Consider the following 26,537-nt stretch of genomic DNA (forward strand, 5'->3'; position numbering starts at 1 on the left):
TGTGCTGCAAATATACATTAATTTGCAATTGTGACACTATTATTCTATAATTCTTCCGAGGTTTTTTACAAAAAACTACTTTTAACTCGTTATTTATTTTCATTTTCATGTATTTACACTCAAACTTTCATTACATTTGCAGCAATTTTTATAGATAGAAAAATAAGAAAAGAAGATTATGCTTAATCCAATTAACAAGACGATCGAATTAAGTGATGGAAGAACCATCACAATCGAAACCGGGAAATTGGCAAAACAGGCAGATGGTTCAGTTACTGTTCGTATGAACAACACTGTACTTCTAGCTACCGTATGTGCCGCAAAAGATGCAAATCCCGGTGTTGACTTTATGCCGTTACAGGTTGAATACAAAGAAAAATATTCTGCATTTGGCCGTTTTCCTGGAGGTTTTACAAAAAGAGAAGGTAAAGCTTCCGACTATGAAATCCTTACATCACGTCTGGTAGACCGTGCCCTCCGTCCGCTTTTTCCAGACAACTACCATGCTGAAGTATACGTAAACATCATATTGTTTTCTGCTGATGGCGAAGATATGCCGGACGCATTAGCTGGTTTAGCAGCTTCTGCTGCATTAGCTGTTTCCGATATTCCTTTTAATGGTCCTATCTCTGAAGTACGTGTTGCCCGTGTTGATGGTCAGTTTATCGTAAACCCGACTTTCTCACAATTAGAAAAAGCGGATATCGACATCATGGTTGGTGCCACTTTAGACAACATCATGATGGTAGAAGGAGAAATGAACGAAGTTCAGGAATCCGAAATGCTTGAAGCCATCAAAGTTGCTCACGAAGCAATCAAGAAACAGTGCCAGGCACAGATTGAATTATCTGAAGCTTGTGGCAAATTAAACAAACGCGAATACTGCCATGAAGTAAACGATGAAGAACTTCGCAAAGATGTACACGACAAATGCTATGCAAGCGCTTATGCAGTTGCAACGTCAGGCATAGGCAAGCACGAGCGTGCCGAAGCTTTCGAGAAAATTATCGAAGATTATAAGGCTCAATTCTCCGAAGAAGAACTGACCGACGAAAAAGTTGGAATGATCGGCCGTTACTATCATGATGTAGAAAAAGAAGCAATGCGTCGCGCTATCCTTGATGAAGGAAAGCGCTTGGATGGCCGTAAAACAACTGAAATCCGTCCGATCTGGATCGAAACTGACTGTTTACCTGGCCCTCACGGATCCGCTATTTTTACACGTGGTGAAACACAATCATTATCTACCGTCACATTAGGTACTAAATCTGATGAAAAGATGATAGACGACGTATTGAACCAAAGCAAAGAACGTTTCCTTTTACATTATAATTTCCCTCCGTTCTCCACTGGTGAAGCTAAGGCATCCCGCGGTGTCGGACGTCGTGAAATTGGACACGGCCATTTAGCATGGCGTGCCCTGAAACGTATGATTCCGGAAAACTATCCTTATGTTGTACGCGTCATTTCCGACATTCTGGAATCAAATGGTTCTTCTTCTATGGCAACTGTTTGTGCAGGAACATTAGCTCTGAGAGATGCAGGTGTAGCGATGAAGAAACCGGTATCAGGTATCGCTATGGGACTTATTTCCGAAAACAAAGGTACGAATTACGCTATCCTTTCGGACATCTTAGGTGATGAAGACCACTTAGGGGACATGGACTTCAAGGTTACCGGTACAGAAAATGGCATTACAGCAACTCAAATGGATATCAAAGTAGACGGATTGTCTTACGAAATTCTTGAGAATGCGCTAGCCCAGGCAAAAGCCGGCCGTATGCACATCCTAGGCAAGATAATGGAAGCACAACCGGAAACCCGTTCAGATTTGAAACCGCATACTCCACGCATCGAAACAATGATTATCGGTAAAGAATTTATTGGTGCAGTAATCGGCCCGGGCGGAAAAATTATCCAGGGAATCCAGGAAAAAACCGGAGCAACAATCACTATTGAAGAAGTAGATGGTGCTGGAAGAATTGAAATTGCAGGCAACAATAAAGAAACTATTGATGCAGCAATCAGAGCTGTCAAAGGTATCGTTGCTGTTCCAGAAGTAGGTGAAGTTTACGAAGGTAAAATATCCTCTATCATGCCTTACGGCGCATTTGTAGAATTTATGCCGGGAAAAGATGGTTTGCTTCACATTTCTGAAATTGACTGGAAACGTTTGGAAACAGTGGAACAAGCAGGTTTGAAAGAAGGTGATACCATCTCTGTTAAGTTAGTCGATATTGACGCAAAAACAGGTAAGTTCAAACTTTCTCACAAAGTCCTTCTTCCTAAACCGGAAGGTTATGAAGAACGTCCGCCAAGACAAGAGCGCGGGCCAAGACCGGAACGTGGCGATCGTGGTCCTCGTCAGGATCGTGAAAATCGTACACCATACCGTGACCGTCAAGAATAATCATTCATTATTATTATAAAGAAAGGGGCTATCTAACGAGTGTAGATAGCCCCTTTGCTTATGCACTTTTATTGTAATACTTATATTGGCTCTATTCCCTGCTCTTTTAGTAGCTGCAGGCTTAAGTCTTTTAATTTGAACTTCTGTATCTTGCCACTTCCGGTCATGGGGAATGTATCTATAAAAAATACATATTTGGGTATTTTGTGACGGGCAATTTTACCACGGCAAAAATCTTTTACTACATCTTCTGTCATGCTCACTCCTTCATGTAGAATAATGAAAGCTCCGGCTTCTTCTCCATATTTTTTTGATGGAACAGCAGCCACCTGCACATCTTTTACACCTTCTAAATGATATAAAAATTCTTCTATTTCACGAGGATAAATATTCTCACCACCACGGATGATCATATCTTTGATACGTCCGGTAATACGGTAATTTCCGTTTTCATCTTTTACTCCGAGATCACCACTATGTAAGAAACCGTCTTTGTCAATTATTTCAGCAGTAGCAGCCGGGTTATTATAGTAGCCTTTCATATTATTATAACCGCGGTTACACATTTCTCCCTGTACGCCAACAGGGCATTCTTCTCCAGTTTCAGGATCAATCACGCGTACTTCGGTAAACTCGAAGTCACGCCCTACTGTATTATATCGTATTTCAGCCGGATCGTCAATTCGTGAATGAGTCATGCCCGGTGATGTTTCTGTTAAGCCATACACACTGGTTACGCGCATAAACATTTTCTCATCTACCTGTTTCATTAGTTCAACGGGACAAAGGGAACCTGCCATAATCCCGGTACGGAGAGAGGTAAGATCAAACATCTTAAACATTGGATGATTCAGCTCTGCTATAAACATAGTAGGTACTCCATAAAGAGCAGTACACCGTTCTTTGTGAATGGAGGCAAGTACAACAAGCGGGTCAAACTTCTCAACCATAACCTGTGTACAACCATGTGTCAATACGTTCATAGAAGCTAATACTACGCCAAAGCAATGAAACAGAGGTACACAGCAACAAAGCTTATCATCTGCTGTGAACTTCATGTGTTCACCCGTTAAAAAACCATTATTGGTTATATTATGGTGTGTCAGCATGACTCCTTTGGGAAATCCGGTTGTTCCGGATGTGTATTGCATATTCACAACGTCGTGGCAGTTTACTTTTGCTTTTGCTTCAGCTAATGTTTCATTACTTACATTATCGCCTAATAGCAATAATTCCGGGGTATTGTACATACCACGATATTTTTCCTGACCGATATAAACTACGTTTTTTAATACAGGAAATTTTTTACTTTTCAGATAGCCTCGTTGCGATTCTCTTAATTCGGGAAGCATAGTATAAACCATGTCAACATAACTTCCGTCGAATACACCGTCTGTAATACATAGAGTATGAATGTCTGCATTTTCAACCAGAAACTCTAATTCACTCTGTTTGTAATTGGTGTTGACTGTTACCAATACGGCCCCGATTTTAGCACCTGCAAAAAGGAATGTTAACCAATCCGGAACGTTTGTTGCCCAAATCCCGACATGTGTTCCGTGTTTTACCCCAATGGAAAGTAATCCTTTCGCCATGTTGTCGACACGTTTATTAAACTCACTCCATGTAAAGCGCAAATCGCGATCGGAATATACAATATATTCTTTGTCTGGTGTGGTTTCCGCCCAATGCTCAAGCCATTGGCCGAGTGTTCTGTTTTGTAATTCCATACCTGTAAAAATTAATAAGGAGTATAAACAACGCCTAAGATTCTGGCCGTACTGTCTGTTCCGGCATGTACATGATGGGCTACAATTGAATCATAATAAATACTATCTCCTTCTTCCAGAACGAATGTGTTTTTTCCATAGTTTATTTCCACTATACCATCTAATACATAGATGAATTCTTCACCTTCATGTGTAGAAAGAACGAAGTCTACACCTTCTTCCGATGGAGCTATATCAATCAGGAACGGTTCCATGTGGCGTCCGGATTTATCTTGTGAAAGCGAATGGTATTCCATATGCTTTCGTTCCATAGATGCGTTGTTGGTGAAGCCTATGCTGTTTGTTTCATTGCTGTCTTTTTTGCGGCAGATGACAGGCCCTAATTCGGATTGGTCGTCGAGGAACGTTCCTAATCTTACACCGAATACCCGGGCTATTTTTATTAGAGGAGCCAAAGACGGAAAGTCTATATTTGACTCAATACGTTCAATCTGTTCCACTTTCAAACCTGAGCGTTCTGCAACTTCTTCGATCGACAATTGCTTTGATTCTCGGATGCTTTGTATTTTGGCACCGATTATTTTGTTATTTCCCATAAGTATGATTTTATATTAGAATCCGTATTAAGTTTGATATTTTGTAACCAAACGCCGCAAATTTACATTAATATTTTATTATACACTCAATAAGTAAAAGAAAAAGGGGTAGCTTTATGATCAAGCTACCCCTTTATAAACTTCGTATGAAGTGAATTTTTTACTTTCTTATACCAAGTTCTTTGATGATAGAACGATATCTTTCGATATCAACTTTTATCAGGTAATCCAGTAAACGACGACGCTTACCTACCAACATCTTTAGTGCTCTTTCAGAACTATGGTCTTTATGATTAACCTTCAAGTGTCCTGTTAAGTGAGCAATACGAACTGTGAATAAAGCAATTTGGCTTTCTGCAGAACCGGTGTCAGTAGCTGACTTTCCGTACTTCTCAAAAAGTTCTTTTTTCTTTTCTGAATCTAAAAACATGATTCTTGTTACTTTAATAAATTAATACTATGTTATCTAAGCGGATGCAAAGGTATGGATTACTTTTTGATTTGCAAGACTTTTGTCCTTCTTTTTTATATTTTGGGCATTGAATGTCACTGAGATGTCATAAAAATATTGTATTTTTGTGCCCAATAAATTAGTCTTCAATGCAAAAGATCAGAAACATCGCGATTATCGCGCACGTAGACCACGGTAAAACAACACTCGTGGATAAGATGTTATTAGCCGGCAAGCTCTTCCGTGAAGGACAGGCTGAGCCGGATCAGTTCCTGGATAATAACGACCTGGAACGCGAAAGAGGTATTACTATCCTTGCCAAAAACGTATCAATTAACTATAAAGATTGTAAGATCAATATCATTGATACTCCGGGGCACGCAGACTTCGGAGGAGAAGTTGAACGCGTATTGAATATGGCAGACGGATGCCTGTTATTAGTTGATGCATTCGAAGGTCCGATGCCTCAGACCCGTTTTGTATTACAGAAAGCGATCCAACTCGGATTAAAGCCAATTGTTGTAATTAATAAGGTAGATAAACCGAATTGCCGTCCGTCTGAAGTACAGGAAATGGTGTTCGACCTGATGTTTAGTTTAGATGCGACAGAAGAACAATTGGATTTCCCTACTATATACGGATCTGCAAAACAAGGGTGGATGTCTACAGATTGGAATCATCCGACAGAAGATATTACCGCTTTGCTGGACGCAATTGTTGAACATATACCAGGGCCTCAGGTATTGGAAGGTTCTTCACAGATGTTGATCACTTCGCTTGACTATTCCAAATATGTAGGCCGTATTGCGGTAGGTCGCGTACATCGTGGCGAATTAAGAGAAGGTCAGGACATTATGTTGTGTAAGCGTGATGGTTCGATGGTAAAATCAAGAATCAAGGAAATTGACGTTTTTGAAGGATTAGGACGTACCAAGGTAAATGCTGTTCAGTCTGGCGATATATGTGCTGTTATCGGTATCGAAGGTTTTGAAATTGGTGAAACAATTGCAGATGCGAATGGGCCGGAGGCTTTGCCAACAATTGCTATTGACGAACCAACGATGTCTATGCTTTTTACAATCAATAATTCTCCATTCTTCGGAAAAGAAGGAAAATTCGTTACTTCCCGTCATATTTTCGAACGTTTGCAGAAAGAATTGGATAAAAACCTGGCTTTGCGTGTTGTTCCTACAGACTCGGCAGATTCATGGCTAGTGTATGGCCGTGGCGTATTGCATTTGTCTGTCTTGATAGAAACCATGCGCCGTGAAGGGTATGAATTGCAAGTCGGACAACCGCAGGTTATCATTAAAGAGATTGATGGTGTTAAATGTGAACCGGTAGAACAGCTTACAGTTAATTTACCGGAAGACTGCTCGAGCCGTATTATTGATATGGTAACCAAGCGTAAGGGTGAAATGACTATGATGGAAAGTAAGAATGAACGTATGCATTTGGAATTTGTAATTCCCTCCCGTGGTATTATCGGTTTGAATAATGCTGTCCTTACTGCATCGGCCGGAGAAGCTATTATGGCACACCGTTTTTTGGAATATCAACCTTGGAAAGGTGATATAGAACGTCGCATGAATGGTTCTATCATAGCAATGGAAACGGGTACGGCTTATGCTTACGCTTTGAATAACTTGCAGTCACGCGGACGTTTCTTTATTGAACCTCAGGAAGAAGTATATGCAGGACAGGTTGTCGGAGAGCATACTAAAGAAAATGATTTGGTCGTGAATGTTACGAAATCAAAGAAACTTACAAATATGCGTGCATCCGGTTCCGACGACAAAGTATCTTTGGCTCCTCCTACAGTATTTAGTTTGGAAGATGCTTTGGAATATATCAAAGGAGATGAGTATGTTGAAATTACGCCTAATAGTATGCGTATGCGTAAAATTATTTTGGATGAAACAGAGCGCAAACGTGCCGGAAGATAAAATTTTTAACAGATAAAGTAGAAGTATAGGCGGTATAAATCAATTTATATCGCCTATATTGTTTTGTTTAAAAGCTTGCGCATGTTGTGTTTTTTACGATTATTGCAGCTTCATTCCTCGCTCAATATATTTATTAGAAATTCATAGGTGCCCGCTTTGTATTTGTACATCCTTTAAATTTTAATTAAATTCGGGATTTACTAGTATTTCGTCTGCCAACAGCCAGTAATTGGCCTTGTTGGAGGCAACAACCTTAATGTAGCGTGCCTGTTCATTTAATCCGTCGGCTACAGCAATATCAATCCAGCAATCATGTATGTTATTAGGTGTTGTTTCCATTGCCACGGTCTTTACCTTTTTAAACGATTCCCCATCCGTAGACAAATAGAAGTCTACCATATCAGGCAAAGCTATGGATTTAGGCAGATAGTTCAGGAAGCGGATTGCTAATGTCCGGATAACCTTTACAGAATCTAAATCTAATATGGCATCCATGTCTTTATCTTTAAATCCTAACCAATTCGGGTTTTTCATATCTTCATCACCCAGTTTCTTGTCTGTCAGATTTCCTCTATTATATTTAGAGCTTGGTTGTGATATAAATGTTATATTCTTATCTATGGCATCGTGGTATAGATCATTTGTAAATGTAGCTTCTAATAAAGGCCAGCGTCCTTTCCCTGCTTTCCAGTCCATATAATCCAGGTAGGCTTTGGCGGACAAGCATGGTTGTCCGATAGGCATTTCCGAGCTCGGTTTGTCATATATGCCATACATAGCAAAACTGATTACCTCTTCGGCGCCAGCCTTCGTTACTCCAGTCATTTGGGAAAGGAAACGCGGAAATGCTGCAGGGATTAATGCCGATTCTCTGGAATTTGTTCCTTTCTCCCAAGTAAACGATTCGTTGTTTGCCCAAAAACGGATCCCGGCTTTTTTATGGATATCGCATAGCTTACGGAAGTTTTCTTTCATCAGAGGCAGTGGAAGTGTTTCAGGAACACACCCTATTTCATCCTGGAATGCAATAATATCTACTTTTAGTTTTGCTATTTGTTCCCCGAACTTAGGATCATCTACATTTGATAAACGAACTCCATAAGGAGAAACCATTACTACAGCATCCGGTTTGCAACGGCGTGCTTCTGCCGTTAATGTATTAACAGCATCGACGGCGTGTTCCGGCAGATAAGGATTAACGGCATCTTCAACCGGTAAATACCATCCGTAGAATGATTTATGATGACCGAATTTTGCGGCTACTTCTTCCATTATCCGTATCTGTGTTTTGCGTATTTCGGGTTTGCGAAGATCATCATCTTGGTTTTTAGCCCAGCCACAACTCATAAAAACCTGCATGTTATTATCATCGGCTGCGTTCATAATAGCTTCTACCGGACTTTCGCGATTGTCGGAATATGCGTGAGGCATAAAATCGGATGGATAGAATGATTGTCCTTCATTGGCAACAGCCATAATGACCAGATAATTCACACCCATTTCCGACAGTTCTTTTACTTTGAGCCTCCATAAATCCGGGTTGGTATTATCTATATGTGCAGGGTTCATGTATTTATTGCGTACATCCTGATAAGTAAGGTTGAGCCATGTTCCACGTATTGGCTTTGTGGTACGTGCTTCTGTTACTAGTGTCCCGATAGTTAATAAAATCAATAATGCAATTGCTTTGCTCAATGTGTTCATCTTTTTTCCCGTACTTTTTTTGAATGAGTAAATAAGTTATACTGCCAATAAGACGCAGTTGCGCCCTTATATACGTACAAGATGAGTTTTATTTTGTGTTTTTTATAATTTTGACTAGTCCTAAATAACCGTTACAGTTATTGGACAAAACTAAAACATTTATCACAGTTCAGCAAGGCTAGCCTTGCTGAACTGTTTGTTTTTATAACTTTTAATTTTAATCTGCCTCTGATGGTGCATATACTCCGGTGTTTTGTATCCGCACGAGTAATGTGGTCTGAGATTATTATATTTATAAACAGCATCCTTTACCAGACGCTTCATCTGTGCCAATGGAAGATTAAGGTCTTCAAGCAGAAACTCATGTTTGAGTATCCCGTTTATCCTTTCTGCTATGGCATTTGCATAAGGATCATAGGATTCAGTCATGCTCGGTATGATATGATACCGTTTCAATAATCTCTGATATGCATCGGAGCAGTATTGTATACCACGATCTGAGTGATGTATTAAGGGTTCCTCCCTGTACAATCGGTTGCCGTTGGCCATCTTTAAGGCATTAAGGGTACCCTGAGTGTCCAAAGAACAGGAAAGGTCATATCCCATAACCTTCTTTGAATAAGCGTCTGTAACCAATGAGAGATACAAGTGACTGTTTCTATTTCTTATATAGGTTATATCCGAAACCCAGATTTCTTCCGGACGTATAGATTCCATATTTGCCACAAGGTTCTTGTGCCTGTGGAACCGATGGTGGGAGTTGTTCGTCACATGATAGGAACGGACAGGCTTTATGAGCATGTGGTTGGCACGTAGTATGTCAAACAGCCTGTCACGGCCAACTTTCTTCTCTTTCAATACCGGCTGAAGCATATGATAGAGTTTACGGGTACCTATATGGGGCATCTCCAAACGGAGACCCTGTACTATCTCTACAACTTCGGTAGCTTTTTGGCGACTCCTGTCTATACTCCAATGCTGACGGTAATATTTTTGCCTGCTTATCCCGAGCAGTCGGCAGATCCCGCTGATACTTACGGATTTTTCTTCTTTGTATTGGAGGACTGTTCGGGAAAGGAGTTTTTTCGGATATCGATGTGATATTCCTTTTCTGCGATATCTATCATCATATCAAAGAATTCGGCTTTTATATCCTTTAATTCGAGTTCCTTCTCCAGGCGGGCGTTCTTGCGCTCCAACAACTTTATTTTCTGCTCCAATTCAAGCAGTTGCTGTTCCTTACTCTTTTCCACGGGACAATGAGATTTGTTTGACACGTCAAAGTTACCATATTTTTCAATCCAACGTTTTAATGTATGGCTTCCTTGTATGCCATATTTACGCTGAATAGCCTCCATACTTAGCCGGCTTGTTTCATACTCTTGAACTACTGATAATTTAAAGGACATGCTGTAATCCTTTTGTGTACGTCTAATGTACTTGGTTTCTGACTTTTTCATTTCGTTACTTAATTTGGTGTAACGCTATTTTAGGACTAGACATTTCTATATAAAAGAAAAGGGCTGCATCCAAATGGATGCAGCCCTTTTATGTGGATTGTAAACTTAATTACTTAACCAATGATGCGAAATCTGCGTTAGTTGCATATTTAGCAAATTCCAGATCGATAGCAGCTTCTTTAGCCAAAGCCTTATCTGCAGCGATAGCAGCTTTCAAATTGCTGATAACACCGTTAGCATCGTTTGTACGGGCAGCAACAACAGCTTTCAGATAAGAAGTGATAGCGTCAGGAGTAGCAACTGCATTCAATGTCTGAGAAGCTTTGCTGTAATCCTTAACCAGGATCTGAGCCAATGCAGCGTTGTTAGACTTAACTGAACCGAAAGAGTTAGCAGCTTTAGCCCATTCGCCTTGTTCCAGATAAAGAACACCCAGAGCTTCGCTCAATTCAGCAACACCGGCAGCGCTACCGAACAATTGCTGAGCCTTAGCTTGGTCACCCTTAGTTAAAGCGATCAAACCTAAGTTCATGTTAGCTTCAGGATTGTTCTTAACTGAGTTGGATTTGTTGAACATTTGTTCTGCCTTGTTCAAATCACCAGCGCGGAATGCCATCATACCGATGTTGTTCCAAGTACGGTAATCGTTAGGATATAATTCAGCAGCTTTAGTATAGATAGTCATCTTTTCGCCATTGTTGTTAGTCAATGTTGCAGCGTAAAGAATTTCTTCTACGTTCAGTTCAGAAGGATTGCTCTTAGCCAATGCGCTGATTTCGTCATCAGACTTACCGATGATTTCAACGTTAGCTGTCAAACGAGAACGACGCAACTGAGGCAGGATTGTGTTAGCCAAATCCAAATAAACAGCAGAGATGTTCTTGATTTCTTTTTCTCTTGTTTCAGGATCCTGATACATAGAGATTACACGCAAGATAAGATCTTTGTCCTGTAAGCTGGAAGCAGATACCAATTCTTTGAAACCTTCCCAGTCCTGAGCAGTGTAACGAGCATCGACCGGAGCATCAACTTTCATCTTCTTCAATTCCTTGTTCAGATATTTGGTTGTATTCTTTTCACGGTTTTCAGACAATGTATTGTTCAATTTGAAACCACCATCAGGAGAAGCATAAGCCTGGATTTCGATAGCTACACTCTGGTTAGGAGCTTCGTCAGCATTCTTAACGATTTCCTTCCATTCTTTAACTGCGTCAGAGTTGATTTCTTTTGCACGAAGATTAGCTTGTTGGATCAGGAACATGATGTTTGCATCATGAGCTTCTTTGATAATGCGTTGGAATTTGTCGGCAGCGATAGCAGCGTTAGCTGATGCAGCGTCTGCCAATTCTGATGTAGCGATAACGCCTTCACCGATCTTTACATCCGGCAACTTAACAGTCTTGTTTTTGATTTTTGCTTCGAAAGTAAGATACAGTTCAGATTTCTTCATTTCAGGTTTGTAGGTGAAAGAAGACTTCATTGTTACGTTTGCACCTTCTTTTTGAGGGATAACCTGGTTGTTACCTTTCACTTTTTCACCTTGGTAAGTATAAGAAGTACCCCAAGCTTCACCACCCTGGTAACGAAGTACCGGAGTAACGGTTACTACAGCTTTCTTATTGAACCATTTAGCAGGGAAAGTTGCATTGATAGTTACAGGTACTTTGCCACCGATAGCCTCTAGCGGCTGCGGTTCAGCTTTAATGTACTGTTCTGCTAACGGTTTCAACTTGTTGGAACAAGAAGAAAAGGTTACGATTGCTGCCAATACTAAGAAAGGCAATAAAAACTTTTTGTTCATAATTTGATGTAAGTTTAAAATGTTACTATGTTTATATATTCACTTCCAATTGTCCCTTACCTATCAAAGTGCAAAATTAAAGTATTTTTTTTGTTATGAGCGGTAAAGATAAGGAAAAATCTTTCTAATTTTGATTAAAATATTAACTTTTGTGTATAGTATCTGTTATTACATGTTATTTTTACAAGATAAATTCCTTTTGCAGATACATTTACAGGGATGATGCCAATATTGGAGCGGATGTTTCCGGCCTGAAGAATTTTCCCTTCCAGGGATAATAGTTCATAACTGGCTTTTTCCGTACCGTTGGGCAGCAACACGCGTAGTGTTTTGTGGTTATTTTCTAAATAGATACGTATAGGATTATTATCTTCTATATCTTCTATCCCAACGCTTGTTGTATATTGTATGACCGGGTCAATGTACAGTGATGTGCTGAATGGGTTTTGCGGGTAAGTTGTAGCCTCGATCCACTTGCCGTTGTAATTAGCCCATGCCGTGTTTTTAGTTGTTTCTCCTTTCGGGAGATTATAGACAGAGAAAGTAGTTCCTTTAGGGGCTGTTATTTTATAACTTATGTAAAATGTTCCATCAACGGCGATAGGTTTGGAAAAATGAATGTAAGTCTCTTGTGAGCGGTTTAACGGCTTGTCGGTCTCCTGAAAAGAATTATCGGATGTGTTCAGGTTCTGGTAGGAGGGACGGAATGGTTCCGTATGTAAAAGTGTTTGGGGCTTATCTGTCCCGCCATAAACGTTAACCTCGACATTCAGATCTTTATAACTGCCTGTAACGGATGGTGTAACAAAATAAGCTCCGTAAATCAGGGCTTTGCCGGTGATAGTATAGGCTTCGGCACATTCGGTAACACCTAAGGAGTTGTTTCCGAAAAGAGGCTCGGTGTTAGTTGCCGGGATTGATGCCGTTTCGATTAATTCCTGTTTTCCGGTAGCTTCCACATTACTCAGTTTCAAACAATGGTCTTGTTCGTAAGGATCGAGCCCTTTGCATAAAAGTTTATTTGTATTGGCCGGGTCCAGCCAGTGTTTTAGTTGCTTATCTGTTTCTTCCGAAATTGTCCACGTCTGGCTAAGTGCATAATAAAAGTCGTCAAATGGTTTGTCTTGCATGGATAGTCCGCCGGATAAAGCTCCTATTACGTATCCTTCCGAGTCGAATAGTGCGGAACCCGATGAGCCTTTTGAGGTAAATCCGTCAGACCATTTTTGTACGTGCCAATGACAATTATCATAGAAATGTGTCCCGATTGTATTAAAAGTATTCAACTTTATATTGTCTTCCGACAGACTTATCCGTTTTACGGAACCTCCGGGATGATGAATGCCTGCATAAGGAGGATTGCTTATCTGTGTTGCATTCCATCCGGCATAATATGGCTGGTAATATACCGGAGGGCGTTGTGATAGCTCAAGTAATGCCAGGTCAGTTTGTTCGTTTATGGCAATACTTTTGGCAGAGGCTACGGACATTTCTTCTGTGCCTTTTAAAATAGTATTGCAGGTTGGACTGTCGTAATTGAAGAAAAACACAATCCGTCCGGCCACCTTTTGGTAATCGGGATTAGAGACTGTAAAACTGCGGTTCAGGCAATGTGATGCCGTAAGCAAATAAGGTTTCCCGTCATTTTGCATGTTGTTGACTAATGTGCCCGAACATGCAATCACTCCGTCTATAAGCATCATTACCACACTTCTGCCCAATGGTTCATAAATACTTCCCCCGGTTGCGTAACAGGCTAATGGAGGAATGGCTTTATATTCGTCTGAGCCCGGCCTAGGTTCGTCTCCTCTTAAATCACGGTAGGCATGGTTCACTTCTCCAACAGTCAATTTTCCTCTGAAGGCGGCTTTGGCCGGTTCCTGATATTCAATAATAAGTTCGTCGCCTTGTACAGGCGCTACAGGAAGGATTCCGGATTCGGAATTGTTCATCTGGTTGAAAGAGCCAAGTATCTGGCTTCTGTCCCGGTTATATAAGAATAGTTGGGCGCCTTCAGGCAATTCATACCGGGTAAATAAGATATTAATAGAATAAGCACCCGGGGAACGGATTCCCAGCCGCCACACACGCGTGCCGTCCGGTAATGTGAAATTTACACCTGAGTTGTTGGGATTGTAGTCGGTTATGAACTTATAGGCAAAACGGTAACCGCCGCGCGTATCACTTTCATTAAGCGAATCGATGCGTAATTCCTCTTCAACGTCAAAAGACGGCATATCCACAAACAATGAAGCTTCTGCACTTCTGGATTCTATTCCGGACAGGGCATTCCAGGCCAGGGGCTTTCCTCCGTGAGATATTTGGGCTATGGTTGGTTTGACAGCCAACAGCAGGAAAACAGATATAAAAAGAAACCCTTTACTCATAATACCGGCAAATGTAGATAAAAATATGCTGATATTTTATATCTTTGGTGCTTTACTTATAATCGTTCATTGGTCGGCGGACGGTTGTCCGTCGAATGGCGGACAGTTATAAGTATGGGAGCAAACAGGTAATATATCCTGACAAAAGGATTAACAGAATACGTATAAAACTAAATCAATTTACTTAATATGTCTGCACAATACAAATTAGTACGCAATCTTACTCCTGACAAAGAGAATGGAAAACAGCCGCTTCATGCCCGTTTCGTACCTAACGGAACTATGCGTTTAGACGATCTGGTAAGAAATGCCAACGGACGTTCGTCCCTTTCTTCGGCCGATATAAAAGGTGCTCTGCAATTATTGCAGGATGTAATAGCCGATGCTTTGCTGTTTGGATACAATATCGAGCTGGAAGGGATAGGCACATTCGGCATTGCGCTTAAATGCCGTCCGGTGATGGATAAAAAGGAAATAAGGGCAGAGTCGGTACATTTTCGTGATGTAACTTTCCGCTCGTCTTCCAAATTGCGCGATCGTCTAAAAGCAATGCCCGTAGTCCGTTCGGAAGAAAAGGAAAGAGAAATGTATACACCCGAACAATGCGAAGCCTTTACGATGGAATACCTGAAAACACACCCTTACATTTCCGGTAAAATATATCGTAGCCTTTGCCATTGCGGAAAGACAAAAGCCGCTGCCGATCTGAAACGGATGATGAAGGAAGGAAAACTCAGGAAAGAATCTGTAGGAAGTACATTTCTTTATTCTATTTCAGATTCATTTTAAAATTGTGCTTCATCTTTGTCTTACCGAAAGGTTGGTAAAAAGATGTCTGACAATAAAAATGAACAACAATGAAGAAGATTTTGGTCTTATTAATGTGTCTGCTGGCCGTAAATACGGCGGTACATGCGGACGACGACCGCCCTATTCCGTTTAATGAGTTGCCTGCCAAGGCACAAGCGTATGTAAAGAAGTACTTCCCAAACGATAAAGTTGCCCTGACCAAAATGGAAAAGGAATGGTTCGACAAGAAGTATGAGGTTATATTTACGAATAGTATTAAGGTAGAGTTTGACAAGGATGGCAGTTGGAAAGAGGTGGATTGTAAATATGCAGCAGTGCCCGAAGCGGTTGTTCCTTCTGTAATTCTTCGTTATGTGAAGTCGAATTATGCGGAACAGACTATCGTGAAAATTGAAAAAAGCTCCCGTGATTATGAGGCAAAGTTATCGAATGGCCTCGAATTAAAATTTGACAAGAAGTTTAATCTGATTAACATTGATAATTAAATAAGAAAGGAATTTACTATGAAGAGAATGGTATGCACTATTGTATTGGCTGCAGGGTTGTTAATGAGTTGTGACGATAAAAATGATAAAGGTCTGGAGTGGGTAAGCGAAACAACCCAAACTGCTTTTACAACTCAATATCCGTCTGCTAAAAGTGTGGGATGGGAAAAGCGTAACACGTACCTGGTAGCCGATTTTAAGCAAGACAATAAAGATACAGAAGCCTGGTATGACAATAACGGGGTTTGGTATATGACTGAAACGGACATTCCATTCGATGCCCTTCCTTCTGCGGTGAAAACATCTTTCCAGCAGAGTGAATATAAAAACTGGAAGGTTGATGACGTGGATATGATAGAACGCAAAGACATGGAAACTGTTTACGTAATTGAAGTAGAAGAAGGAAACACTGAAACGGATATTTATTACTCGCCGGACGGCATATTGATAAAGGCAGTAGCTGATGTCGATACTGACGATGACTATGAGGACTTTATCCCTGCCCAACCTGCCGGAAATGTTGAGGAATATATAAAGACTACTTACCCGGATGCCCGTATTATTGAGATCGAAAAAGAAAAAGATATGACGGAAGTCGATATACTGGATGGAAAAGTTAAGCGTGAACTATTGTTTAAAGCGGATGGCTCTTGGGTACAAACCAAAACGGACGTGCATGCTTCCGAATTGCCTTCTGCCGTAGTTGCTGCAATTAAAGCATCTCCTTATGCCACCTATGAGATTGACGATGCAGAGTTTATCCAGACTCCTTCCGAAGAATGGTATCTGGTGGAATTGGAACAGGGCAAGCTGGAGGTGGACTTGCGGATAACTGAAGACGGAATTATTTTATAAATAAAGATGTTTTTATTTGGAAAGGGAGAACAAGTGTTCTCCTTTTCTGTATTCATAAGAAAGATGGAGCTGATACTGTTTGCAGATAGCGTCTGCAATGGCTAGCCCCAGTCCGGTAGATTCTTCCTTGCGGCTTCCCTGATAGAAGCGGTCGAAAATATGCTCGCTGTCCAGTGGGAAATCTGTGCCTGTATTGGCAATAACAAAACTTTGTTCTTTCAGGGTGATATGGATATAACCATTCTCCTTATTATGAATGAAAGCATTTTTGACCAGATTAGAGATTAGAGCCTCTGCCAGTGCTTCGTTCATTATAAGGGTAAATGTTCCGGATTCTTCCAGCGAAACAATTAGTCCGTTATAGCAGAATATTTCTTTATAATCGTCCAGGAGTCTTTTTACCAGATTGTTTATTTCGATCGGGCAGCTTTCTGTAAATTGCCGGTTATCAATTCGCGACAGGAACAATAGAGATTTATTAAGGCGGATGATATAATTCAATGTATGCTTTGTTTTAAACAATTCAGCCATCTGTTCCTCAGTCAGGTCTGTATTGTCCAGTAGCCATTCAATCCGGTTTGTGCATACGGCCAGTGGGGTTTGAAGTTCGTGCGAAGCATTTCCTATGAATTGCTTTTGCTGGTTGAATGCCAGTTCCGAACGTTTTGCCGCGCGTTGGGCAGCATCGTTCAAACGGCGGAATTCGCTGATTGTCGTTTTATTTTGTAACGGAGCAATCGGTTTACCGGGCAAATATCCGTCCAGCCAATGTAGCAGCGTATAAAGCGGTTTCAGGCTTCTGTAGAATACCCAAGCACATACAATCAGCAGAGTAACAAGAAGTGTTGCGTAAAGGAATACGATCCAGGAGGCAACGGCTCCACGCAAGTCTTCTTTTTCGAAAGAAGGTGTAGACACCTCGAGCAGGAAATAACGTCCTTCGTTATTGGCGAAAATAGTCCGGAGTATACGTGCGGGTTCGGTTTCTTTTTTCTCCTGAATGTAAATCTCCGCATCATAATAATGTATTGAGGGGTAAGAGTCTGCTTCCTCTTTGGTTATTTCATGTATTTGATAGGTGTTGTTTGTACCGTCGTTGGCAGAAGGAAGTTCCCGTCCGGCCAGTGCCCGAAGGACAATTGTTTCGGAGTAGTCTTCAAGGGCATCGTCTACTTCATCGTTTATTTCTTCAACCATTGTGTAATAAAAGAATACTGCCCAGCCGCTAAGTATAAGGAGCAGCACAACCGAAAGACGGATTAGTATGCGGTATATCAATTTCATTGTTTGCCGGTAGATTCGTTATTACAGATTACAATTTTATAACCGAAACCATAAATGGAACGAATCTCAACGTCCGCTCCGGCTTTTTTTAATTGTTGACGCAGGTTCTTAACCTGAGCGTATACAAAGTAAAAGTTGTCCGACTGGTCGATATGGTCGCCCCATACGGCTTCAGCCAATGCGGCTTTGTCGATGAGATGGTTCGGGCGGTTCATGAAATAAAGTAATATGTCATATTCTTTTTTGAGTAATTCGATTTCTTTGCCGGCAATAAATACCCGGAAACTATCCGGCTCTATCCGTATGTTGCCAAGTTGTATAGACATGTCGCCGTTGCCCCATCTACGGCGCATAACGCTTTTGATGCGTGCGTTGAGTTCTGCCAAATGGAAAGGTTTGGGCAAATAGTCGTCTGCACCTAGCTCTAATCCGGACACTTTGTCGTCTATAGAGTCTTTGGCCGAAATGATAATGACACTTTCTTGTTTATGTTGCTTCTTTAAATCGTCCAGCAGTTTCAATCCGTTTCCGTCGGGTAGCATAATATCAAGCAGAATACAGTCGTAGCTGTAATCCGTTATCTTTAAACTGGCTTCAAGATATGTACCGGCTGTTTCTACTACGTACCTTTCCTGTAAGAGCGTTTTATACATAAGTTCCCGCAATGAAGGCTCGTCTTCTACAATTAATATCTTCATGTGCATGTTTTGTTTACAATCTTCAAATATACTAACGGAATTTAAAATAAACTTGAAATACAGATTTTAAAAGGCCAAACAACGGCTGTATCTCACGAATTTTAGTTAAGTTTGCCAGTCCGTAAGAAAGACAGTAATTCTAAACCAATATTATAAATTAAAATACAAACGCTATGGCAACACCTCCTTTTAAGTATCAGGAACCGTTCCCATTAGGACCGGATACCACAGAGTATTATTTGCTTACAAAAGATTATGTATCCGTTTCGGAATTTGAAGGAAAACCTATTTTAAAGGTCGCTAAAGAAGGCCTTACGGCAATGGCAAATACCGCATTCCGTGATGTATCCTTTATGCTTCGCCGTTCGCATAACGAGCAAGTGGCTAAGATTCTGAATGATCCTGAAGCCAGCGATAACGATAAATATGTGGCATTGACTTTCCTGCGTAATGCAGAAGTGGCAGCAAAAGGCGTACTTCCGTTCTGCCAGGATACCGGTACGGCTATTATCCACGGTGAGAAAGGACAGCAAGTGTGGACAGGTTATTGCGATGAAGAAGCCTTGGCCTTGGGCGTCTATAAAACATATACGGAAGAAAATCTGCGCTATTCGCAGAATGCTCCTTTGAATATGTATGATGAGGTAAATACAAAATGCAACTTGCCGGCACAGATAGATATTGAAGCTACGGAAGGTATGGAATATAAATTCCTGTGTGTAACCAAAGGAGGCGGTTCGGCAAACAAAACTTATCTGTATCAGGAAACAAAGGCGATCCTTAACCCGGGTACCTTGGTTCCATTTATCATTGAAAAAATAAAAACATTAGGTACGGCAGCTTGCCCTCCTTACCATATTGCTGTTGTTATTGGCGGTACTTCTGCCGAGAAGAACCTGTTGACAGTGAAGTTGGCTTCTACTCATTACTATGACAATTTGCCTACTACAGGTAATGAATACGGCCGTGCTTTCCGCGATGTGGAACTGGAAAAGCAGGTAATGAATGAAGTATATAACATCGGATTGGGTGCACAGTTCGGCGGAAAATATCTGGCGCATGATATCCGTATCGTTCGTTTGCCCCGTCATGGAGCTTCTTGCCCGGTAGGCTTAGGTGTAAGTTGTTCTGCCGACCGCAACGTTAAATGTAAAATCAATAAAGACGGTATCTGGATTGAGAAACTGGATAGCAATCCCGGTGAATTGATTCCCGCCGAATTACGCCAAGCTGGTGAAGGTAACGCTGTAAAAATCAATCTTAACCAACCGATGGCCGATATCCTGAAAGAATTGGATAAATATCCGGTAGCAACCCGTTTGTCATTGAACGGAACGATTATTGTAGGCCGTGATATTGCCCATGCCAAGCTGAAAGAACGTTTGGACAAGGGAGAAGACCTGCCTCAATATATCAAAGACCATCCAATCTACTACGCCGGTCCGGCTAAAACACCGACCGGTATGGCTTGCGGTTCTATGGGACCGACTACGGCTGGCCGTATGGACTCTTATGTCGACCTGTTCCAGAGCCATGGCGGTAGCCTGATTATGCTGGCGAAAGGTAATCGCAGCCAGCAGGTAACGGATGCTTGTAAGAATCACGGTGGTTTCTATCTGGGTTCAATCGGTGGTCCGGCTGCAATTCTGGCGCAAAACAATATCAAGAGTATTGAATGCGTGGAATATCCAGAATTGGGTATGGAAGCAATCTGGAAGATTGAAGTAGAAGATTTCCCTGCTTTTATTCTGGTAGACAACAAGGGTAACGATTTCTTCAAGCAGATCAAACCGCGTTGTACTTGCAATAAGTAAACATTACAGAGTTAATTATATATGGAAAGCGGAAGTCCGGTATAGCACCAGACTCCGCTTTCCTTTTTTTGTCTTGTTTTGGGTGTTAGTACCTATAAATAGTGACTGGACAGGACAAAAGCCTAGCTGTATTTTACCTATTTATGGCGATTGATGTGTTTTTGATTTATGGGGAACTTTGCAGCGTTTTATTAACGTTACAAAATTCATTATACATTGAAAACGGTTATTTATAAGTTTTCCCTGGTACTTCTTTTATCAGTCTTTTCTACTTATGCATGGTCGCAGGATGGCTCCATGATTTCGGGCAAAGTTCTGTCTACGGAAAAAGAGATCGTAGATTTTGCAACAGTTTACTTGAAAGGCACGAATTATGGAGGCACTACTAATAAGGATGGTATTTTCCATCTGAAAGCTCCCGCAGGCGACTATACACTGGTTGTGTCTGCTATTGGCTACAAAACTGTAGAAAAGCCGGTGAAACTTGTTGCCGGCGAACGAACGAAACAGAATGTAACTATCTCTCCTCAAACTACAGAATTGGAAGAAGTTGTGGTCGTTTCCAATGGAATAAGCCGTTTGAAACGTTCTGCATTCAATGCTGTGGCTCTCGATACGAAAGCTTTACAAAATTCCACCCAGAACCTGAGTGAAGCGCTAACACAAGCTCCGGGGATGAAATTACGTGAATCCGGAGGTGTTGGCTCGGATATGCAGTTGATGATGGATGGATTCAGCGGTAAACATATTAAGATATTTATAGATGGCGTACCGCAGGAAGGCGTAGGAAGTTCATTCGGATTAAATAATATCCCGGTTAATTATGCAGAGCGGATCGAAGTATATAAAGGTGTCGTGCCTGTTGGCTTTGGAACTGATGCAATAGGAGGAGTTATCAACATCATTACCAAAAAGAATCAGAAAAAGTGGTTTCTAGATGCCTCTTATTCTTTTGGGTCATTTAATACACATAAATCGTATGTTAATTTCGGACAGACCTTAAGTAATGGGTTTACTTATGAAATCAATGCTTTTCAGAACTATTCTGATAACGACTATTATGTGGATACTCCGGTGAAAGACTTTGCTACCGGGGCAATTAATAAAAAAAAGATTGAACATGTGAAACGGTTTCATGACAATTTCCATAATGAAGCTGTGGTAGGAAAGATTGGTATTGTTGATAAGAAATGGGCTGACCGGTTCATGTTCGGTTTTACCTACTCACGGATGTATAAAGACATTCAGACCGGTGTCCGGCAGGAAGTTGTGTTTGGCGGAAAGTACCGGAAAGGGTACTCCCTTATGCCATCACTTGATTACCGCAAACAAGACCTGTTCACAAAAGGATTAGATTTGGTACTGACGGCTAACTATAATAAGAATATGACGAACAATGTCGATACTTCTTCTTATGAATTTAATTGGCGTGGTGAAATGCGTCCTCTTAAAATGCCGGGCGAACAGTCCTATCAGAATACCCGTTCGGATAATAACAACTGGAACGGGACATTGACGGCTAATTATCGTTTGGGCAAAGCACACATGTTTACCTTTAATCATGTGTTGAATGCCTTCCGGCGATCAAACCGTTCTCTTCTGAATGAAGATTCGGAGGCAAATGCAATTCCTAAGGAAACCCGCAAGAACATTAGCGGCCTGTCTTATCGTTTGATGCCTTCCGAGCACTGGAACGTGTCTGTGTTTGGTAAATATTATAATCAGTTTATAGCCGGTCCGGTTGCTACGTCTGCTGCACAAGATAAATATGTACGTACAACCAACTCTGTAAATGCAATGGGATATGGAGCGGCAGGAACTTACTTTATTTTAAAGAGCCTGCAGGCAAAGTTATCTTATGAGAAAGCATATCGTTTGCCAACCAATGAAGAGATGTTTGGTGATGAGGATCTGGAATCCGGTGATATCGCATTGAAACCGGAAAATAGCGATAACCTGAACCTTAACCTGAGTTATGACGAAATGTTTGGGAAGCATTCCATATATGTTGAAAGCGGAGTGATTTACCGAAATACAAAAGACTACATCCAGCGTAATATATCCGATTTAAGCGGCGGTAAATATGGGGCGACTTATGTGAATCATGGACGCGTGTTGACAAAAGGATTTACTTTTTCTGCACGATATGGTTTTGCGGATTGGATTAGTGTAGGTGGAAGCTTTACACAGATGAACGTGCGTGATAATGTGAAAACCGTTAGCAACGGAAGTAATCAGGAAAGCCTGACATATAAGGCGCGGATGCCGAATTTACCATATCAGTTTGCTAATTCGGACCTTACATTTTATTGGCGCAACTTAGGAAAGAAAGGTAATATGCTGACAGTTACATACGATAACTTGTATATGCACAGTTTTCCGCTCTATTCGGAAGCTGTGGGTAGTGAGTCCGAATTTGTGGTTCCTACACAATTCTCCCATAACCTTACTTTATCTTACGGCATTCAAAACGGACGATACAATATCTCTTTCGAATGCCGGAATTTTACAAATGAAAAACTATACGACAATTTTAGCCTCCAGAAAGCCGGTCGTGCTTTCTATGGAAAGGTAAGAGTTTATTTCGGCGGTAAATAACTCATACAGGCATACATATAAATATTAATTATTAAAAATCTGTTTTGTATATGAAAAAGAACTATTTAAACTGGAGTCTTGCTGCTATCCTATGTTTAGGGTCAATAACATCCTGCAACAATGATATAGTTGAAAGCGGAAATGGTGGTGGCGACGGCGATAATGAAGCCTTAACCAGTTATGTTATCGCTGCTTCTGTTGGTGATGCCAATTATCTGTTAACTGCTGACGAACTGGCCGAAGGAAAAGTGTCGGCTAAGAACAACGGTCTTACAACGGAAAGCGGAACGCAGTGGATATTCTATCAGGATAAGTATTTATATCGTCTGGTGTATAATCAAGGCAATGCAGGAGTTACTTCTTCATATATACTGAATGCAAAAGGAAAAGTGGAAGAACGTGATAATACATACGAGATTAAACGTTTCACCTCTTACGGTATTTATAATAATTATATCATTACATCTTCTACCGGTGATTTGGGTTCGTCTTACGCTGATGAGAATGGTTATTTACCGAAAGGTTTCCTGTTGTCTTATCTGGATGTGGTCAATGAAACATTTACCACAAATAATAATGTGATTATGTCTGAAAACTACCTGGGTAATGGTGAGTATGTTACGTTGGCCGGTATTTTGCAGGCCAATAATAAAATATATTCTGCGCCGATTCCGATGGGATTAAGCAAATATGGAGTGAAAGCCGAAGGTGGCAAATATGTTGTATATCCGGAATTAGTGAAAACAGAATCCGGAGGTAGCAATAGTAGCGCATACGAAAAAGGGGAACTGCAATGGACCCAGCATCCGAATGAAGCATGGATTGCAATTTATGAGAACGAGAAATTGGAAAATCCGAAACTGATTAAAACAGATAAGATCAGTTATGCTTGCGGACGCAATAAATCGCAATACTATCAGACTATTTGGGCAGCTGATAATGGCGACATATATGTGTTTTCGCCAAGTTATGCAAAAACCATGACGGCAGATGTCCAGAAAACAAATTTGCCTGCAGGCGTGGTGCGTATCAAATCCGGAACTGATGATTTCGATTCCGGTTATTATTTCAATATCGAAGCGGCAACGAATGGCAAAGCCTTTTTGCGTTGCTGGCATATCGCAGAAGACTATTTCTTGTTGTTGATGTATGACAGACCTTTGACGGAACCGGGATTTGTAGCTAAAGAACTGGCTGTTTACAAAGGCGAAGACAAAAAACTTACTTATGTGACGGGAATGCCTTCGACAGATATTATCTCAGGATTTGGAAATAGCCCTTATTCAGAGAATGGCAAGGTGTATATGCCTGTAACCACTACGGACGGAAACCAGCCGGCAATTTATCAGATTGATCCTAAGACGGCTGTGGCAACAAAAGGTGTTACTGTCGAGTCTGAACAGATCAGCGGTGTTGGAAAGCTTACAGTTTCTAAGGATTAGTAGTTGCTAAACACGGAAAATGGTTAAAATTCAGTTTCTTTTAATATTCCTCCTGCTCTCGTCGGTTATGCGGAGCCAGGAGGATATTTATATCGGTAAAAAACAAACATTGTATTCTGCGGCTTTGCAGGAGGAACAGGGTTACTGGATAAATCTGCCGGAAAACTATGAGCAGGATAAGGCACAAACTTATCCGGTGATTTATCTTCTTGACGGGGATTCGTTTTTCCATGCTTTGGTAGGGATCAGTAAGGCTTTTTCTTCCGGTAGAGGAAAGTACCTTCCACCAAGTATAATTATCGGTGTATCAAGCACAGACCGGACACGGGATTTCACGCCTACGGCTTCGGCTGCCGGACGTGATGGCAAAGTTTCTCCAGGTACAACATTAGAAGGGGGAGGTAGTGAAACGTTTAGCCGCTTTTTGACTGAAGAGCTTCGTGCTGTTGTTGATAGTGCATACCGGACGAATGGTCGGAATGTATTGATAGGACATTCGTATGCGGGACTTTTCACCCTGAATACATTCCTTTGCCATACGGAGTTGTTCGATATTTATATAGCTATCGATCCTAGTTTGTGGTGGGATAATGGCCGGTTGGCGGATGAAGCGGAAAAACGAATTGAAAACAAAGATTTTACTGGAAAAAGCTTATATATCGGTGTTGCAACAAAAAAGAGGACTGACCGGGTGGATATTCACTTGAATAAAGTGAACCATCTTCTTTTGAATGTATTACCGCAAGCGGAGAAGCTGCGTTTTTTTAGTAAATCATTTCCAGATGAAAACCATGGAACGGTTGCTGTTCCGGGGATATATGATGGGATAAAACAAGTATTCGGAAAATGAGAAGGTTTTTTTTTAAAGTACATTTATGGTTATCGGTGCCTTTTGGTATTATCATTGCTGTTGTTTGCCTGACAGGGGCAATACTTGTATTTGAAACGGAGATATTGGAATTGTGTTATCCTTCACGCTATTTTGTAAAAGAGGTAAAGAACGAACCGCTTCCGCCTGCATCTCTAATAAGTTTGGCACAACAGCAACTTCCTGATTCTATGAAGATAAATGGCATTCGTGTTTTTTCTGATCCAAAGCGAACATATCAGTTGATTTTGCCGGGAAAGAAAGCTGCAGTTTTTATGAATCCATATACCGGAGAGGTAACAGGAATAGATGACGGACAAGGTTTCTTTATGCAGATGATGCGTCTCCACCGTTGGTTATTGGATGAATATAAACGGGACGGAGGTTTTTCGTGGGGAAAAACGCTTGTTGGAGTTTCTACACTAATACTGGTTATTATTATTGTCAGTGGCGTTTTTATCTGGTTTCCGCGTAATAAGAAAGTAATGAAGAACAGGTTAAAAATAAAGACTAAAGCCGGTTGGTTCCGATTCTTTTATGATCTGCATGTTTCGGGAGGTTTTTATGCTGCATTGCTTTTGCTTGTTCTGTGTTTAACTGGGTTGACCTGGTCTTTTGATTGGTATCGTAATGCTTTCTATACGGTTTTTGGAGTTAAGGCAACTCAAACACAAGTACATGCTTCGCCTTCTTCTGCTTTGACCTCAAAAGAAACTTACGGAAAAAAGGCCGGTTCTCATGAACATTCCAATGCGGAAAGAAAAGAAAAACGGCAGAAAAAAACAGATTATACGCAATGGGCGGATGTGTTAACGGCTTTGCAAAACCGCTATGCTAATTTTAATTCTATTACAATTCAAGATGGTTCGGCAACTGTATCTTCTGCTGAATATGGCAATACGCGAGGTAGTGACCGTTATTCTTTTAATCCGGCAACCGGTGAAATTACAGAAATTCAATTATATGACGATATTCCAAAATCCGGTAAGATAAGAGGATGGATTTATTCTGTACACGCTGGTACTTGGGGCGGTATTACAACCCGGGTACTTTCCTGCTTGGTCTCATTGCTTGGAGCAATTTTTGCTGTAACAGGTTACTATTTCTGGTTGAAGAAGATGATGAGGAAACTAAAATAGTCGGCCTTGCATGATTGGAAATTTATAGATAAAGGACTGTCTAATGAATTAAACTATTT

Annotated in this window: 20 protein-coding genes; 10 read left to right on the forward strand and 10 right to left on the reverse strand. The window is 40.9% G+C overall.

Translation table 11 applies throughout. The annotated features are described in order from the left end of the window. Positions 1-178: 178 nt before the first annotated feature. Entirely contained in the window at positions 179-2,410 is a 2,232-nt protein-coding gene (locus CTY47_RS10115) for a polyribonucleotide nucleotidyltransferase (RefSeq protein WP_099464626.1), read from the forward strand. Between the two features lie 80 nt (positions 2,411-2,490). On the opposite strand, the gene CTY47_RS10120 is transcribed toward CTY47_RS10115, so the two are convergent. The 3 genes from CTY47_RS10120 to rpsO form a co-directional block, all read right to left on the reverse strand. Further along, entirely contained in the window at positions 2,491-4,140 is a 1,650-nt protein-coding gene (locus CTY47_RS10120; RefSeq protein WP_099464627.1) for an AMP-binding protein, read from the reverse strand. 11 nt (positions 4,141-4,151) lie between these two features. Beyond that, a complete protein-coding gene (locus CTY47_RS10125; RefSeq protein WP_099464628.1) occupies positions 4,152-4,736 on the reverse strand; it encodes a helix-turn-helix domain-containing protein in 585 nt (194 codons plus the stop codon). A 160-nt stretch (positions 4,737-4,896) separates the two neighbouring features. Then, a complete protein-coding gene (gene rpsO, locus CTY47_RS10130; protein WP_099464629.1) occupies positions 4,897-5,166 on the reverse strand; it encodes a 30S ribosomal protein S15 in 270 nt (89 codons plus the stop codon). A 170-nt stretch (positions 5,167-5,336) separates the two neighbouring features. Between rpsO and typA the strand changes: the two genes are divergently transcribed. Then, positions 5,337-7,133, forward strand: coding sequence for a translational GTPase TypA (typA, locus tag CTY47_RS10135; RefSeq protein ID WP_099464630.1), 1,797 nt, complete (start codon positions 5,337-5,339; stop codon positions 7,131-7,133). Between the two features lie 180 nt (positions 7,134-7,313). On the opposite strand, the gene CTY47_RS10140 is transcribed toward typA, so the two are convergent. The 5 genes from CTY47_RS10140 to CTY47_RS10155 form a co-directional block, all read right to left on the reverse strand. Further along, positions 7,314-8,837 carry a DUF4434 domain-containing protein gene (locus tag CTY47_RS10140; protein WP_099464631.1) on the reverse strand — a complete coding sequence of 508 codons (1,524 nt, stop codon included), beginning with the start codon at positions 8,835-8,837 and terminating at the stop codon, positions 7,314-7,316. 162 nt (positions 8,838-8,999) lie between these two features. Beyond that, positions 9,000-9,941, reverse strand: coding sequence for an IS3 family transposase (locus tag CTY47_RS17365; RefSeq protein WP_317044074.1), 942 nt, complete (start codon positions 9,939-9,941; stop codon positions 9,000-9,002). Then, complete coding sequence (locus CTY47_RS17370; protein ID WP_233202126.1) at positions 9,872-10,297, reverse strand: transposase; 426 nt, start codon at positions 10,295-10,297, stop codon at positions 9,872-9,874. The genes CTY47_RS17365 and CTY47_RS17370 overlap by 70 nt, the downstream gene beginning before the upstream one ends. Before the next feature lie 109 nt (positions 10,298-10,406). Next, entirely contained in the window at positions 10,407-12,098 is a 1,692-nt protein-coding gene (locus CTY47_RS10150; protein ID WP_099464632.1) for a tetratricopeptide repeat protein, read from the reverse strand. Positions 12,099-12,232: 134 nt separating this feature from the next. Then, positions 12,233-14,485 carry a trypsin-like peptidase domain-containing protein gene (locus tag CTY47_RS10155; RefSeq protein ID WP_099464633.1) on the reverse strand — a complete coding sequence of 751 codons (2,253 nt, stop codon included), beginning with the start codon at positions 14,483-14,485 and terminating at the stop codon, positions 12,233-12,235. Between the two features lie 189 nt (positions 14,486-14,674). On the opposite strand from CTY47_RS10155, the gene CTY47_RS10160 reads away from it, so the two are divergent. The 3 genes from CTY47_RS10160 to CTY47_RS10170 all read left to right on the forward strand — a co-directional run bounded on the left by CTY47_RS10160 (position 14,675) and on the right by CTY47_RS10170 (position 16,635). After that, positions 14,675-15,274: an HU family DNA-binding protein gene (locus CTY47_RS10160; protein ID WP_099464634.1), complete on the forward strand. Its 600-nt coding sequence runs from the start codon at positions 14,675-14,677 to the stop codon at positions 15,272-15,274. Between the two features lie 68 nt (positions 15,275-15,342). Then, positions 15,343-15,780, forward strand: coding sequence for a PepSY-like domain-containing protein (locus CTY47_RS10165; RefSeq protein WP_099464635.1), 438 nt, complete (start codon positions 15,343-15,345; stop codon positions 15,778-15,780). Positions 15,781-15,798: 18 nt separating this feature from the next. Next, the gene (locus CTY47_RS10170; RefSeq protein ID WP_099464636.1) at positions 15,799-16,635 is read left to right on the forward strand and encodes a PepSY-like domain-containing protein; all 837 of its coding nucleotides are present in this window, start codon (positions 15,799-15,801) and stop codon (positions 16,633-16,635) included. Between the two features lie 12 nt (positions 16,636-16,647). Here CTY47_RS10170 and CTY47_RS10175 read toward each other — a convergent pair whose 3' ends face one another. Beyond that, entirely contained in the window at positions 16,648-17,919 is a 1,272-nt protein-coding gene (locus tag CTY47_RS10175) for a sensor histidine kinase (RefSeq protein ID WP_099464637.1), read from the reverse strand. Beyond that, positions 17,916-18,617: a response regulator transcription factor gene (locus tag CTY47_RS10180; RefSeq protein WP_099464638.1), complete on the reverse strand. Its 702-nt coding sequence runs from the start codon at positions 18,615-18,617 to the stop codon at positions 17,916-17,918. Before CTY47_RS10180 ends, CTY47_RS10175 begins: the two co-directional genes overlap by 4 nt. A 173-nt stretch (positions 18,618-18,790) precedes the next feature. On the opposite strand from CTY47_RS10180, the gene CTY47_RS10185 reads away from it, so the two are divergent. The 5 genes from CTY47_RS10185 (at position 18,791) to CTY47_RS10205 (ending at position 26,478) form a co-directional block, all read left to right on the forward strand. Continuing rightward, on the forward strand, positions 18,791-20,431 hold the full coding sequence (locus tag CTY47_RS10185) for a fumarate hydratase (RefSeq protein WP_099464639.1): 1,641 nt from the start codon (positions 18,791-18,793) through the stop codon (positions 20,429-20,431). 297 nt (positions 20,432-20,728) lie between these two features. After that, positions 20,729-23,029: a TonB-dependent receptor gene (locus tag CTY47_RS10190; RefSeq protein WP_099464877.1), complete on the forward strand. Its 2,301-nt coding sequence runs from the start codon at positions 20,729-20,731 to the stop codon at positions 23,027-23,029. Between the two features lie 50 nt (positions 23,030-23,079). Then, positions 23,080-24,471, forward strand: coding sequence for a DUF4374 domain-containing protein (locus CTY47_RS10195; protein ID WP_099464640.1), 1,392 nt, complete (start codon positions 23,080-23,082; stop codon positions 24,469-24,471). Positions 24,472-24,490: 19 nt separating this feature from the next. Further along, positions 24,491-25,321 (forward strand): alpha/beta hydrolase, encoded by an 831-nt coding sequence (locus CTY47_RS10200; protein ID WP_099464641.1) that lies wholly within the window; start codon positions 24,491-24,493, stop codon positions 25,319-25,321. Beyond that, the gene (locus CTY47_RS10205; protein WP_099464642.1) at positions 25,318-26,478 is read left to right on the forward strand and encodes a PepSY-associated TM helix domain-containing protein; all 1,161 of its coding nucleotides are present in this window, start codon (positions 25,318-25,320) and stop codon (positions 26,476-26,478) included. Before CTY47_RS10200 ends, CTY47_RS10205 begins: the two co-directional genes overlap by 4 nt. Positions 26,479-26,537 lie beyond the last annotated feature (59 nt).

It is taken from the genome of Parabacteroides provencensis (assembly GCF_900232875.1).
Taxonomy (GTDB): domain Bacteria; phylum Bacteroidota; class Bacteroidia; order Bacteroidales; family Tannerellaceae; genus Parabacteroides; species Parabacteroides chinchillae.

Bases quoted from the DNA above. Each gene is read 5' to 3' on its own strand.
- CTY47_RS10115 (WP_099464626.1), top strand. From the start codon at position 179: ATGCTTAATCCAATTAACAAGACGATCGAATTAAGTGATGGAAGAACC.
- CTY47_RS10120 (WP_099464627.1), bottom strand. From the start codon at position 4,140: ATGGAATTACAAAACAGAACACTCGGCCAATGGCTTGAGCATTGGGCG.
- CTY47_RS10125 (WP_099464628.1), bottom strand. From the start codon at position 4,736: ATGGGAAATAACAAAATAATCGGTGCCAAAATACAAAGCATCCGAGAA.
- rpsO (WP_099464629.1), bottom strand. From the start codon at position 5,166: ATGTTTTTAGATTCAGAAAAGAAAAAAGAACTTTTTGAGAAGTACGGA.
- typA (WP_099464630.1), top strand. From the start codon at position 5,337: ATGCAAAAGATCAGAAACATCGCGATTATCGCGCACGTAGACCACGGT.
- CTY47_RS10140 (WP_099464631.1), bottom strand. From the start codon at position 8,837: ATGAACACATTGAGCAAAGCAATTGCATTATTGATTTTATTAACTATC.
- CTY47_RS17370 (WP_233202126.1), bottom strand. From the start codon at position 10,297: ATGAAAAAGTCAGAAACCAAGTACATTAGACGTACACAAAAGGATTAC.
- CTY47_RS10150 (WP_099464632.1), bottom strand. From the start codon at position 12,098: ATGAACAAAAAGTTTTTATTGCCTTTCTTAGTATTGGCAGCAATCGTA.
- CTY47_RS10155 (WP_099464633.1), bottom strand. From the start codon at position 14,485: ATGAGTAAAGGGTTTCTTTTTATATCTGTTTTCCTGCTGTTGGCTGTC.
- CTY47_RS10160 (WP_099464634.1), top strand. From the start codon at position 14,675: ATGTCTGCACAATACAAATTAGTACGCAATCTTACTCCTGACAAAGAG.
- CTY47_RS10165 (WP_099464635.1), top strand. From the start codon at position 15,343: ATGAAGAAGATTTTGGTCTTATTAATGTGTCTGCTGGCCGTAAATACG.
- CTY47_RS10170 (WP_099464636.1), top strand. From the start codon at position 15,799: ATGAAGAGAATGGTATGCACTATTGTATTGGCTGCAGGGTTGTTAATG.
- CTY47_RS10175 (WP_099464637.1), bottom strand. From the start codon at position 17,919: ATGAAATTGATATACCGCATACTAATCCGTCTTTCGGTTGTGCTGCTC.
- CTY47_RS10180 (WP_099464638.1), bottom strand. From the start codon at position 18,617: ATGAAGATATTAATTGTAGAAGACGAGCCTTCATTGCGGGAACTTATG.
- CTY47_RS10185 (WP_099464639.1), top strand. From the start codon at position 18,791: ATGGCAACACCTCCTTTTAAGTATCAGGAACCGTTCCCATTAGGACCG.
- CTY47_RS10190 (WP_099464877.1), top strand. From the start codon at position 20,729: ATGATTTCGGGCAAAGTTCTGTCTACGGAAAAAGAGATCGTAGATTTT.
- CTY47_RS10195 (WP_099464640.1), top strand. From the start codon at position 23,080: ATGAAAAAGAACTATTTAAACTGGAGTCTTGCTGCTATCCTATGTTTA.
- CTY47_RS10200 (WP_099464641.1), top strand. From the start codon at position 24,491: ATGGTTAAAATTCAGTTTCTTTTAATATTCCTCCTGCTCTCGTCGGTT.
- CTY47_RS10205 (WP_099464642.1), top strand. From the start codon at position 25,318: ATGAGAAGGTTTTTTTTTAAAGTACATTTATGGTTATCGGTGCCTTTT.